This window comes from Actinomycetota bacterium (assembly GCA_013152275.1).
Taxonomy (GTDB): domain Bacteria; phylum Actinomycetota; class Acidimicrobiia; order Spongiisociales; family UBA4744; genus BMS3Bbin01.
Genome location: JAADGS010000036.1, coordinates 35,604 through 49,256, shown reverse-complemented (window position 1 = coordinate 49,256; position 13,653 = coordinate 35,604). Strand labels below are relative to the sequence as shown.

Below are 13,653 nucleotides of genomic sequence, written 5' to 3'. Positions count from 1 at the left end.
GAATTCAACCGGCGCAAAGCGCGCAGAATTCAACCGGCGTCGACAACCGTCGGGTTGCTCTCTGTCGATGGGTGATGAGCGCTCACCGAGGCGGGTGGCATGCATCCCTCGACCGTCTCCCGGTCGAGCGACCGTCCAGTGCCGATCCACTCGAAACGGCAATGCCACGAGGACCTCTACGGCCCATTCCTCACGCACGATCACACCTGAACCCAGACCGCCATCGGGAAGAAACGGCCCATGAGCCATGTGACCAACCAACGCAGCAACACAACTAGGCTCGTGAAGCATGTTCACCGAATACCTCCACCCTGCGTCCGTCGAGGAGGCGTTCAGGACTCTTCAGAAGTTGGGGACGCGCGCCCGCCTCGTCGCTGGTGGCACCGACCTCACCGTGCACCCTCCGGCCGATGTCACCACACTCGTCGATCTCTCGCGCACGGGTCTCGGGGGAATCACGGCCGACGACACAGGCTTCCATATCGGAGCGCTGACGACACTGACCGATGTACTCGACTACTCGCCGTTCGCCGATATCTGGTCCGGTGTGATCCCGACGATGCTCGCCCAGGTCGCGTCTCCGCTGCATCGCAACGCCGCCTCGATCGGCGGGCACCTGGCACGAGGCAGGCTCTCCGATGTCGTGCCGGTCCTCCTCTCCGTCGACGCGAGGATCTCCTTCTTCGACGGGGGCCATCACCACATGCCGCTGGCGGACTTTTACTCGACGCGCAAGAACAGAACCCGGTTGGTCGTGACCGGGGTTCATCTCGAGCGCGACACGGGAAGAGCCGCCTTCAGAAAGTTTGCCCGCACCACGTATGACCTCGCCATCTTGAACGTCGCCTGCGCGATCCGTCTCGAAGGCGATGTCGTCTCCTGGGCCAGGGTCGTCGTCGGCGAGCGACCGGCCCTGGCCGTCGAGCTGAGTGAGGCCTCATCGGTTCTGGTCGGCCACCGCCTCGACGCCGCAACCATCGGCCGAGCATCGGAAAAGGCCATGGAGACCGTCGAGGTGCGCAACGACCCCCGGGCGAGCGCCGACTACCGCCGCCACCTGACAAGAGTCTTGGTGCGCCGTTGCCTCACCGAGACCACCGGCGAGGAGGTGTACGTGTGAGATTCACCGTCAACGATCAGCCGTTCGACGAACACGTGGGCGCCGGCGAGAGTCTGCTCGTTCTGCTGAGGAGACTGGGTTTCAAAGGCGTCAAGAACGGCTGTGACAACGGTGACTGCGGCGCATGTGCCGTACTCGTCGATGGGCGAGCCATCACCTCCTGCAACTACCCGGCTCCGGCGGCAGACGGCAAGCGAATCCTCACGGTGGAAGGCCTCGCTTCGGAAGGGGTGCTGCACCCTCTCCAGAACGCCTTCCTCGATACGGGTGCCGTCCAGTGCGGATTCTGCACCCCGGGGATGCTTCTGAGCGCGGCCGCGTTGCTGAACAGCGACCCCCATCCCTCCGAAGCCGACGTCCGCGCGGCTCTTCGTGGAAACCTGTGTCGTTGCACCGGCTACGTCAAACCGATCGAAGCAGTGCAGCTCGCCGCAGCCAGGATGCGGGAGGTCACCGATGACTGAGAGGTTCAACGTCGTCGGACAGAACGAACGACGAGTCGACGGCAGGGCGCTGGTCACCGGCAAGCCCGTGTTCGCCGGCGACCTCGATCTTCCCGGAATGTTGCACATCGCCGTGCTCGGCTCCCGGCATGCCCACGCGCGCATCAAGGCCATCGACACCCGGAAGGCCGAGGCGCTCGAAGGCGTCGCACTCGTTCTCACATATGCCAACACCCCCGCCGTCCGTTACACGACGGCCGGCCAGGGACATCCCGAACCCTCCCCCTACGACACCCGCATGTTCGATGAGAAGGTCCGCTTCATCGGCGATCGGGTTGCCGCCGTTGCCGCCGCCTCACGCGCGGTCGCAGAGAAGGCTCTCGAGTTGATCGAAGTCGACTACGAGCCCCTGGAACCCGTGCTCTCCATCGACGCGGCCATGGCCCCTGGCGCTCCGGTGATCCACGACGAACCCGACGCTTCGGGAATCTGGGATGCGGAACACAACATCGCCGGAGCGGTCGAGGCAAACATAGGCGACGTCGACAAGGCGATCGCCGATGCCTTCGCGTCGGCCGAATTCACCGGCGAGACCCAGTATGCGCAGCACGTTCCCCTCGAACCACACATCTCGGTCGCCTACCTGGACGACAACGCCCGGCTGGTGTTGTACACGAGCACGCAGGTTCCGTTCCACGTGCGCAGGATCATTGCTCGCGTCCTGGGAGTACCCGCGAGTCGGATCCGCGTCATCAAGCCACGTATCGGTGGAGGGTTCGGCGTCAAGCAGGAAATCCTCATCGAAGACCTCGTCGGTCTCGTCACCCTACGGACCGGCATGCCGAGCCGTCTCGAATACACCAGGGCGGAAGAGTTCTACGCATCCCGGACCCGCCACCCCATGAGGGTGACCGTCCGGCTTGCCGCCGACGAGACCGGACAGCTTCAGGCCATCGACATGAAGGCGCTCGAGAACACCGGAGCCTACGGCGCCCACAACCTCACCGTCGTCTCCAACACGGGTTCCAAAACCCTGCCGATGTACAACAAGGCACCGAATGTGCGCTTCTCCGCCCGTGGGATCTACACGAACCTTCCCGTCGGCGGCGCGTACCGGGGCTACGGGGCCACCCAGGGGATCTTCCCATTGGAGACGGCGATCGACCTGCTCGCCGAGAAGCTGGGCATGGACGCTCTCGAGCTACGGCGCATCAACCACATCCGGTCCGGAGAGACCAGTCCGATCTTTGAAGAACTCGGCGAGGGGCGCAAGGGAGTGCCGCAGACCGTTGGAAGCTGTGGTCTCGACGAATGCATCGAGATCGGTGCCGAACGTATCGGCTGGGCCGAGAAGCGCGGTGCTCGACGGCGCGAAGGACCGTGGATCCACGGCGTCGGCATGTCGATCCATATGCAGGGATCCGGTATTCCCGCCGTCGACATGGCCGCAGCAACGATCAAGATGAACGATGACGGCTCGTTCAACCTTCTCATCGGTGCAACGGACCTGGGGACCGGCTCGGACACCATCCTCGCCCAGATGGCCGCAGAAGTACTCGGTGTCCCGCTCTCCAAGATCCTCGTGCTGTCCTCCGATACCGACGTCACCCCGTTCGACGTCGGTGCCTACGCATCGTCGACGACTTATGTATCCGGCTCCGCCGTCGTGCGTGCAGCGGAGACCGTTCGTTCTCAGATCGCCGGAGTCGCCTCGGCCATGCTCAAGGTCGATGCCGACGACCTCGAGTTCGTCGATGGCACGGTGATCGCGAGAGACACCAGGAGTGTCACGCTTTCCGATGTGGCCCTGCGCTCTCTCTACGGTGTGGAGCAGTTCCAGATCGGGGCGACCGCCTCGTTCGTCGCCGACGTATCCCCACCGCCGTTCCTGGCATCGTTTGCGGAAGTTGCCGTCGATGTCGAGACCGGGAAGCTGAAGATCGTGAGTTACGTCGCCGCAGCCGACTGTGGCACCCCGATCAATCCTCGCCTGGCAGAAGGGCAGCTCGAAGGGGCGATCGCGAATGGAATCGGGTATGCGCTGATGGAAGAGATGCGTTTCGACAAGTACGGCCGCATGCGCAACCCGGACCTCGGCCGCTACAAGATCCCCGCGACGACGGACATGCCCCCCCTGGAAGTGATCCTCGTCGAGACATACGAAGATACCGGACCGATGGGGGCCAAGTCCATCGCGGAGATCGGTATCAACGCCCCGATCCCCACCCTCGCCAACGCCATCTACGACGCCGTGGGTGTCCGGTTGACGAAACCGCCGTTCACCTCGGAGACGATCTGGCGTGCCATGTCGAACTCGTAACGCCTGATGGAAACGGCCCGGTCGCGCCGCGACGCCCTGTCACACTCGCAGTGAGCGAACGAGCCCGACCTTCAGGTTCCACATCGCTTCGGTGAGCGACACGTGATAGACGTGCGGGTTGATGAGTCGCCGCACCCCGGGATCGAGACGATCGAGGTCGGCAATCCGGCGTCTCCGCAGCTCCTCCATGGACGGCGGCTCCGATACCCGTCTGCCCTCCCGAACGACGGGGATAGGCAGTACCTCGACCTCGGAGATCGCACCGGCCTCCAGCCGCCGAACCGCGGTCGGAATGACCGGATGATGCAGCGTCAGCGGCTCATCCATCGAAAGGCGCTCATCGACGGTGCCGAGCACGTCGGCCGTCGCCGTGCCTCGCCGGTCGTAGAGCCGCCAGATCTGCTTCCGGCCGGGATTGGGGATCTTGGCCTGCGACTCCGACACTTTGATCGCCGGCATCCACTTCCCCTGCTCTTCGATCGCCACGAGCTTGTACACGCCATCGAGGGACGCGTCGCCGTGTGAGGTGATGAGGCGGGTTCCGACGCCATAACTGAGGCGGTTGATGAGCCGGTCGGCGTCCACACCGTACCGAGGTGCCTCTCCCTCGATCTGAGAGACAATCTGCCAGATGGCGAGCTCATCCAGATTGGAGGAGAGCACGATGGACGCATTCGGAAAACCTGCCGCGTTGAGCATGGCCGCCGCCTGAATCGCCAGGTAGGCGAGATCACCCGAATCGAGGCGAATCCCAAGCGGCTCATGGCCCTTGCGGCGCAGCTCCTCGAACACGGTGATGGCATTGGGAATGCCACTCTCGATCGTGTCGATCGTATCGACGAGGAGAAGGCAGTCGTCGGGAAAGACGTCCGCGTAGGCTCGAAAGGCATCGATCTCGCCCTCTCCCTTTGCCAGGAACAGTTGAATCAACGAATGCGCATGTGTGCCCTTCGCAGGAAGGCCGAGAGTCGCCGATGTGCCGACGTTGGAGCTGAAGTCGGCGCCGCCGATCAGCGCGGCACGTGTCCCCGCATCGGTGCCCCGTTCCGGTCCCCGGCGCATCCCGAACTCGAGCACCGGTCTGCCCCGACCCGCCTCGTGCACCCGCGAGGCCTTCGTGGCGATGAGCGTCGGGTAGTTCAGGCGGTTGAGAAGAGATGTTTCCAGCACTTGCGCCATGGCGAGAGGTCCCACGATCACCGTGATCGGCACATTGCGATGGATGATGCGTCCTTCCGGGATCGCCGTGACGCTGAGCCCGGAGAAGTCCCCATTCATCCGCAGCCAATGCAAGAAGTCATCGGCGAACAAACGCTTGCCGGTGGTGCCGGTCAGGGTTCTCAGGTAGTCGGTGTCGGCGTCCTGCACATGGGTCTCGGCCATCCAGTCGAGCAGCCATTCGAGTCCCGCGTTCACCGCGTATCCTGCCTGATGCTTTCCGTAATCGGGGTACGAGCGGAAGTAGTGATCGAACTCGGCGGGCTGCTCATGCACGCCGAGCCGGTAGTAGACCTGCGCCATGGTGAGCTGGTACAGGTCCGTGAAGAGGAAACCGTCTGTGATCGCCCGCTGATCGGCATTCATCGTCATGATCGTACTGCCAGATCTCGCTCACGTGCGATGGTGTGACATCCTCTCACGGGGAAACGTCGTGAGGCCAGGCCATCTTTCGGCAACATGCCCACAGGGGCGGTCGTAGCATGCACAGGAGCAGTTCGCGACTTCTGGAGGTGCCCCATGGGTTCGATCAACGACTTCACGCTCGATCTCTCCGAGCTTCGGTTCGTCTATGAAGGCCTCGCCCGTCCCGAGAACGTGCTCGCCGAACGCGACGGAACGCTATGGACGCCCGACAATCGAGGCGCGCTCACTCGCATCGACCCCGACGGGACGATGACCACTGTCGGCTCAATCGGCCCCGAGTGCAACGGCTTCGCCCTCAACGCCGACGGAACGACCTTCACGATCGCGAATATCGGCGACGGCACCATCTACACCATGGACCGTGACGGCAACCATTCGGTGCTCCTCGACGAGATCGACGGTCATCCCCTCGGGTCGGCGAACGACGTGTTCATCGACAGCAAGGACCGCATATGGATCTCCATCTCGACACGCGCCAACCCGTGGTTCCTCGCCGCCGCTGCGCCGCGACCCGACGGCTACATCATCCTGTGGGATGAGAAGGGGCCGCGTGTCGTCGCCGACGGCATCTACTTCACGAACGAGATCAAGATGGATGCCGACGAACGGTACCTCTACGCAGCCGAGACGATGAAGGCACGGATCCTGCGTTTCCCGGTGCACGAGGACGGCACCCTCGGCGATGCGGAGGTATACGGGCCCGACGGTCTGGACCGCGGCGCCTACGTCGACGGGTTCGCGTTCGACGCCGAGGGCAACCTCTGGGTGACGCCGATCACCCGCAACGGCCTGGGGATCATCACACCCGACGGGGACTATCACGCCGTCTTCGAGGATGTGAACGAGCCCGCTTTGGAAAGCGCCATAGCGAAGATCGAGTCGAACACGCTCGCACCGGAAGACCTCTTCGCGTGTGTGGGACCGACACTCCAGTTTCCGACCAGCGTGACGTTTGCCGGACCGGATCTGCGCACGGTGTACCTCGGCTCGCTCGCCATGACCCACCTGGTGACGTTCGACTCGCCGGTGCCCGGGCTTCCTTTGCGGCACTGGCACTGACGCCAAGTATCGGAGAGGAGCAGGAATGGGCATGATCACGACCCAACACGACATCGAGGCGATCGAGGCGGTTCCGATCGAGGAGCGAAACCTGGCCGGTAGCACGTACGAGATGCTCGCACGGGGCGCCGCGATCAACCCGGATGCGACGGCCCTGCAGTTCTTCTTGCAGGGAGCAATGTACGAGCACCCGGTCACATGGACCTACCGGGAGTTCCTCGACGCCATCACCCGGACCGCAAACCTGTTCCATGAGCTCGGTGTCGGCTCCGACGATGTCGTCTCGATGATCCTCCCGAATCTACCCGAAGGGTTCTTCACGATCTTCGGCGCCGAGGCGGCAGGGATCGTCAATCCCATCAACCCGCTGCTCGAACCGGCGGTGATAGCCGACATCATGAACGCCGCGGCCACCAAGGTGCTGGTGACCGCGGCGCCATTCCCCGGCGTGCCGATCTGGGATCGGGTGGCGGCGATCGCCGATTCGGTGCCTACCCTCGAATCGATCGTCCAGATCGATCTCGCTTCCTACCTGCCGCCACGGCAGCGGCAGGCCGTCGGCCAGATGCGTTCGGGTGCCCCCGACGTCTCCGTCCAGGTGATCGACTACGCGGAGGCGCTGACCGGAAGGCCGGCGGATCGACTCGTCGCCGAACGTGTCATCCGTCCCGACGACATCGCCTCGATGTTTCACACCGGTGGAACGACCGGCACACCGAAGCTGGCACTACACACACACGGCAACGAGGTTGCGGACACCTGGCAGTCGGCCGAGATCCTCGACATCGTCCCCGACACGGTGATGCTGTGCGGACTCCCCCTCTATCACGTCAACGGCGTAACCGTCACCGGCCTCATCCCGTGGAGTAGAGGTGCCTCCACGGTTCTCGCCACAGCGCAGGGTTATCGGGACGCCGACCTGCTCCAGAACTTCTGGAAGATCGTCGAGCACTACGGTGTCAACTTCTTCAGCGGTGTCCCCACCGTCTATGCGGGTCTGCTCCGTGTGCCTGTGGCAGACCAGGACATCGGCTCGCTTCAATTCGCGATCTGCGGGGCGGCCCCGATGCCCGTAGAGGTGTTCCGGGCGTTCGAAGAGCGAACGGGACTTCGGATCCTGGAAGGATACGGGCTGACCGAAGGGACCTGTGTCAGCTCGGTGAACCCCGCCGCCGGGGAACGTAGAATCGGCTCGATCGGTTTCCGAATCCCGTACCAGGAGATGAAGACCGTCGTCCTCGATGAGAAGGATCGGTACGTGCGGGACTGTGACACCGACGAGATCGGCATCGTGATCATTCGTGGACCGAACGTGATGCCCGGCTACAAGAACGACGAGCACAACCGTACGGCCTGGGTCGATACCTGCGACGGAGGCCGCCCATGGTTCAACACCGGCGACCTCGGACGCCAGGACGCCGATGGATACTTCTGGCTTGCAGGGCGCAAGAAGGAGCTGATCATCCGAGGTGGCCACAACATCGATCCGAAGCTCATCGAAGGGCCTCTGCACAGGCACCCTGCGGTGGCGCTGGCGGCCGCCGTAAGCCGGCCAGATCCGAGGGTCGGTGAGATGCCGGTCGCCTATGTGCAGCTCAAGCCCGGGGTCGAGGTGACCGTCGATGATCTCCTGGAGTTCGCCCGCGACCATATCGGCGAGCGCGCCGCGGTGCCGAAACAGATCCGCATCGTCGACACGATTCCACTCACCGCCGTCGGCAAGATCTTCAAGCCCGAATTGGTACGGCGCGAGATCGTTGACGAATTCCACAACGTGGTGGCAGGCATCGACGGCGTACGATCTGTCGAGGTGCTCGCGCGTCCGGATTCGCGCTACGGAGTCGTCGCGGAGATCTCTGTGGTGAGAACGGAGGGATCCGAGCCGGACGAGGTTCGCGATGCGATCGCTACGGCGCTGGGGCACTACACGATCAGATACCGGATCGATGTCTCGTAGGCGCAGGTAAACCGACGACGGGAACTAGTCACCGGGTGTCGAAGTAGATCGGTTCTGCCCTTTCGGGGGCTTCATGCCGATAACCACATCAAGAACACTCGGAGGCATGTGATGCACGAATGCAGGAGTGACCCGGAAACCCGAGCCGAGCTGTCGAGATGACCGATCTCTTCTGTTCGAGCTGCGCAGCGCCTGCCATGGTCGTCACCGGTGACGAGGCACTGTGCAGTGCGTGTGCAGCGGCGTCGGTCTCCGGCACCGAGCCTCCCGGCCCTGAGACCGGCAGCCCCGACATCCGGATCCTGTTCCTGGATCGTGGCAGACATGCCCGAACGGTGCCGAAAACAGAGGATCTTCATCACCCGGCCGAGGAAGCGTAGTCGTGGCCGGAACCGAACCCTCGCACAGAGTGTTGCCCTCCATGCACCGTTTGCCGCTCGAGGCGGAGCCCGGCAGGTGCCGGGAAGCCTCGAGATTCCTGAGCGCACAGAGCTGTGCGACAAGACACTCCCCGACGCGTGAATCCGAGTCGTCGGACGGAGCATCCGATACGAACGAGGGTGTCTGCTCGAACACTCTGCGCCAAGCCGAGCGTTGACCTGGTGCCTGCCTGACAGGTGCGTTCACCTTGCGTCCAGGCGGGTCGGATCCTGCTGAACCGATCCACCCAGAACACCACGGTCCGTGGCCACCTCAGACACTCGGCAAATCCCATGTACAGCGCCTACACCTTTACCCACCTGGGTATTTGGCGTGTATTTCTCAAAGAGACAGGGACGGTGTTCGCGCGTAGCGTGGTCATCCTCCCTCAAGTTTTTCCGACTGTTGCCGATACCCGAACTATGGATATCCACCCGTTCTCGACTGCCGGTTCCACTCGTCCTACCAGCGTTCCTGCAGCAGAGATCCTCGACTCGAGTCTTTCTCCCAGGCGGAGACTCGGTGTCATCGCCGCCATCGTGTTCATGATCGTGGCACTGTTGCCACTGGCCTCGGCCAGTCCGGCTCTCGCCGATGACAGCACAGGTGTCCCGGTCGTGGTCGTCGAAATGCCGGGAGCAGGCGAGGGACCGCAATCCCTCGTCGAGGATCTCGGCGGTCGGGTCGAGCAGCGGCTCGAGATCATCAACGGCTTCTCCGCGATCCTTCCTGAGAGCGCCGTAGAGACCCTTGCAGCCGATCCGGGCGTTCGTTCGGTCACTCCGAACGCCCACATGCGTGTGTCCAGATGGGAGACGCACGACAGGACCGACGACGGCTCGATGTACAAGATCAACAAGCGGGTGATCAACTCGACGTATTTCTGGCGTCGCGGCTACACGGGTGCCGGTGTGACGGTGGCCATGATCGATACCGGCATCGTCCCGGTACCTGGCCTGACGGTTCCCGGCAAGATCATCAATGGACCGGACCTGTCGCTGGAATCCTCATATGAGAATCTTCGGTATCTGGACGCCTACGGTCACGGCACGCACCTGGCGGGCATCATCGCAGGACGTGACGATGGCGTGCCAAACATCCCCAGGAACAGGGACCTCAAACGCCATTTCGTCGGCGTGGCGCCGGGGGCCCGGATCCTCAACGTCAAGGTGGGTGATGCGGCCGGGGAGGCCGATATCTCCCAGGTGATCGCGGCAATCGGATGGGTCGTCAAACATCGCGACGACAACGACATGAACGTGCGGGTGTTGAACCTCGCATTCAGCGTCGACAGCGACCAGGACTACCGCTATGAACCGCTCGCCTACGCCGTCGAGGCGGCATGGAAGGCCGGCATCGTGGTCGTCGTGGCCGCCGGAAACGATGGAAACGATGCGGCGTTGCGAAGCCCGGCGTTCGACCCGTTCGTGATCGCGGTCGGAGCCGATGACCCGCAGGGCACATCGACCGTCAGAGACGATGAAGTTCCCGAGTTCTCGAACTGTGGTACCGGCAACCGATCGGTCGACCTCATCGCTCCCGGTCACTCGATCATCAGTCTTCGCGATCCTGGCTCCTTCGCCGACTACTTCTATCCCGAAGCGCGTGTCGGCGATCGATTCTTCCGGGGCACGGGCACATCACAGGCGGCAGCGATCGTCTCAGGTTCGTCGGCGTTGCTGCTGCAGCAACGTCCGGATCTCACGCCCGACCAGGTCAAGGCGCTGCTGACCTCGACGGCACGCCCCATCCCTGAAGCATCGGCTCTTTGTCAGGGCGCAGGGCTCATCAATCTGAAAGCGGCGTACAAAGCCCCAACACCCGACACGACACAAGAGTGGCAGCCCGCAACGAACCCCGGAGCCTACGACCCGAACGCCGTCGACGGGTCCTGGGACAATCTCACCTGGGGCAACCTCACCTGGGGCAATCTCACCTGGGGGAACCTCACCTGGGGGAATCTCACCTGGGGCTCCTACCTGTGGAACTGATCTGTTCCCAGGCGTAGTGCCGAGGACCCAATGGCAGAAGCACATCAGTCCTTGCGACGCCACCTGACCGGACCGGGCAGAGTGTGGGCACTCACGGGGGTCATGAGTGCGGCAGCAGTGGCCCTGGCTTACGTGGCTTCAGGATTCTCCCTTCTGGATGCGCCGTTCCACCTCAACTGGATGGTGATGGTGCCGCTCGTTTTTGCCGGTGAGGTCGCCGTCGTATCCCTACAGTTCCGAAGGAACGCCCACGTATTCGCCATGGGAGAAGTTCCCTTGGTGGTGGGGCTGTACTTCGTGGACCCGCTCGGTCTGATCGCCGCGCAGATCGTCGGCAACGCGTTGGCGTTGATTCTCTACCGCAGGCAGTCGCCGTTGAAAGCGGCGTTCAACCTTGCCATGCTCACTCTCCAGACCGGGATCGGCATCGTCGTATTTCGACTGATCCTTGGGACACGAGACCCTCTCGGTGTTGCCGGCTGGATCGGCACTCTGGTTGCAGTTGCGGTCGGGCTCGTGCTCGCAAGCGTGCTCGTCAATACCGCCATCGCCCTCTCCGGCGGCGACCTCTCTGCTTCGGAGCGGATCGACGCATTGAAGCTACTGACCGTGTCGTCGGCGATCAACGCCGCCTTGGGCTTGGTGGCGGTCACCGTCATGTGGACCCGACCCGGCACCGCCTGGACTGCTGCGGTACCTCCGGTGGCCCTCTATCTGGCCTACCGTGCCTACGTCGCACAGCGCGAGGAAAGGCAGCGGATCCAGGGCTTGTACGAGGCAACCCGGGCTCTGCACCGGTCGCCCCAGGTCGAAGCCGCAATGCTTGCAGCCGTCACACACGCCCGGTCGATGTTCGACGCGGAACGTGCCGAGCTCCGTGTCTTCCCGACTGGTCCGAACGGTGACGGTTTTCTGGCCGCCGCCGGACCCGATGAACACACGCGGGTCATCCACCGTATCGAACCGGACACCGGTGGCGAGGCATGGCGAGACGTGTTGAACTCGGGTCGCTCACGCCTCCTGTCGTGTGGATCCGATCAACACGCGCGGCGGTCGAATGGGCGGCATCGGATGTTGGTACCGGTGCACGGACCAGGGAAAGTCAATGGCGTGATGGTCGTGAGCGAGCCGATGGGCGACCTGCGGAACTTCACGGCGCAGGATCTCCGCATGCTCGAAACTCTGGCGAGCCAGGTCACCGTGTCCTTGGAGAACGGAAGGCTCGAAGATTCCCTCGCGCAGGTTACGAAGCTGAAAGACGACCTCCGAGACCGGGCTCTTCATGACGTCCTCACCGGACTGGCGAACCGAGCCCTTCTTTGGGAGCGACTCACAGAAGCACTCGAAATGGCAAACACACAAGACAGACAATCGGCGGTGCTGGTCCTCGATCTCGACGATTTCAAGACGATCAACGACACGCTGGGCCACGTGGCCGGCGACCAGGTCCTGATCAGGGTGGCGCGCCGTCTCGAAGCCTGCTGTCGGCCCGAAGATACGGTCGCCCGACTGGGTGGCGATGAATTCGCCATCTTGTTGGATCACCTCTCCGCACCCGGCGACGCCACCGTCGTGGCCGCACGAATCGCCGAGTCACTCAAGGAGTCGCTCGTCATCGCCGGTCAGGCCGTCACGGCCCAAGCGAGTCTGGGAATCGCCCTGGTGGAAGCGAACCTGGGCCCCGAAGAGCTGATCCATCGCGCCGACCAGGCCATGTACGCCGCCAAGAGCAGGTGCAAGGGATCCTATCAGGTGTTCGAAGAGGGTTTCCAGGACCGGTGGATAGGCGCTGCGATGCTGCATACGGAACTCGCTCTGGCCATTGAACGCAACGAACTCGTCCTCCACTACCAACCCATCGTGAACCTGGAGACCGGCCGCGTTACCGGCGTGGAAGCACTCGTCCGATGGAACCATCCGGAACGCGGTCTCCTCTTCCCCGACATGTTCATCCCTGCAGCCGAACAGTCCGGACAGATCGTCGCGCTGGGACGGTGGGTCCTGCCCACTGCCTGCCGTCAGATGCGCCGCTGGCATGACGAGAGCAAAGGGTCCAAGCCCACTATCTCGGTCAACCTCTCTCCCCGGGAGTTGGAGGAGCCAGACATCATCGACGAGGTACGCCGGGCCCTCACCGAGTCGGGACTCGACGCGCAATACCTCGTCGTCGAGATCACCGAGAACGTGATGCTGCAGCCATACACGCAGGTCCTCCACCAGCTCAAAGAACTCGGAATCCGGATTGCATTGGATGACTTCGGGACCGGGTACTCGTCGTTGGCGTACCTGCACCGGCTACCAATCGACATCGTCAAGATCGACCGGACGTTCGTTCATGGGGCGGCACTCGAACAGCAATCCCCGCTTGCACGCCTGATCGTACAAATCGGCGACATCCTCGGGTTGAGCACGGTGGCCGAGGGCATCGAGACACCCGAAGAGTTCCAGTGGCTTCGCCAGTTGGGGTGCCGTACGGGCCAGGGTTACCTCTTCGCCCGACCGATGGATGCTCTCACGATCACACCACTCCTGGCAATGAACCTGAAGGAACTGTGCCTACGCCAAGGGACTCAAGCGACAGGTGTTGCAGCGGCCGAGCTGGCCGTGTGACGCTGCGAGACACCTGGGATATCGAGCCTGAGCACGAGGTGACCGATACGTGATCGTCAGGCACCGGCCCGGTACGGGCAGAAGTGCAG

9 protein-coding genes are annotated in these 13,653 nt (G+C 63.2%); 8 read left to right on the top strand and 1 reads right to left on the bottom strand.

Translation table 11 applies throughout. The features are described 5' to 3' along the window. The first annotated feature begins 289 nt into the window (after positions 1–289). Genes GXP34_06900 through GXP34_06890 form a run of 3 tightly spaced genes read left to right on the top strand, consistent with a single transcriptional unit; the run spans position 290 to position 3,883 of the window. The gene (locus GXP34_06900) at positions 290–1,120 is read left to right on the top strand and encodes a hypothetical protein (protein NOY55701.1); all 831 of its coding nucleotides are present in this window, start codon (positions 290–292) and stop codon (positions 1,118–1,120) included. After that, complete coding sequence (locus GXP34_06895; protein NOY55700.1) at positions 1,117–1,584, top strand: (2Fe-2S)-binding protein; 468 nt, start codon at positions 1,117–1,119, stop codon at positions 1,582–1,584. Before GXP34_06900 ends, GXP34_06895 begins: the two co-directional genes overlap by 4 nt. Next, entirely contained in the window at positions 1,577–3,883 is a 2,307-nt protein-coding gene (locus tag GXP34_06890) for a molybdopterin-dependent oxidoreductase (GenBank protein NOY55699.1), read from the top strand. Before GXP34_06895 ends, GXP34_06890 begins: the two co-directional genes overlap by 8 nt. Positions 3,884–3,922: 39 nt before the next feature. Here the strand turns inward: GXP34_06890 and GXP34_06885 are convergent, their stop codons facing one another. Continuing rightward, positions 3,923–5,467 (bottom strand): nicotinate phosphoribosyltransferase, encoded by a 1,545-nt coding sequence (locus GXP34_06885; GenBank protein ID NOY55698.1) that lies wholly within the window; start codon positions 5,465–5,467, stop codon positions 3,923–3,925. A 153-nt stretch (positions 5,468–5,620) separates the two neighbouring features. On the opposite strand from GXP34_06885, the gene GXP34_06880 reads away from it, so the two are divergent. From GXP34_06880 to GXP34_06860, 5 genes are all read left to right on the top strand, one after another. Continuing rightward, positions 5,621–6,586, top strand: a complete 966-nt coding sequence (locus GXP34_06880) for an SMP-30/gluconolactonase/LRE family protein (protein ID NOY55697.1) — start codon at positions 5,621–5,623, stop codon at positions 6,584–6,586. A gap of 25 nt (positions 6,587–6,611) precedes the next feature. Next, positions 6,612–8,543 (top strand): acyl-CoA synthetase, encoded by a 1,932-nt coding sequence (locus GXP34_06875; protein ID NOY55696.1) that lies wholly within the window; start codon positions 6,612–6,614, stop codon positions 8,541–8,543. Between the two features lie 158 nt (positions 8,544–8,701). Next, on the top strand, positions 8,702–8,923 hold the full coding sequence (locus GXP34_06870) for a hypothetical protein (GenBank protein ID NOY55695.1): 222 nt from the start codon (positions 8,702–8,704) through the stop codon (positions 8,921–8,923). Positions 8,924–9,385: 462 nt separating this feature from the next. Beyond that, positions 9,386–10,954 carry a S8 family serine peptidase gene (locus tag GXP34_06865; protein NOY55694.1) on the top strand — a complete coding sequence of 523 codons (1,569 nt, stop codon included), beginning with the start codon at positions 9,386–9,388 and terminating at the stop codon, positions 10,952–10,954. Positions 10,955–10,984: 30 nt separating this feature from the next. Further along, entirely contained in the window at positions 10,985–13,564 is a 2,580-nt protein-coding gene (locus GXP34_06860; protein NOY55693.1) for an EAL domain-containing protein, read from the top strand. The last annotated feature ends 89 nt before the right edge of the window (positions 13,565–13,653 follow it).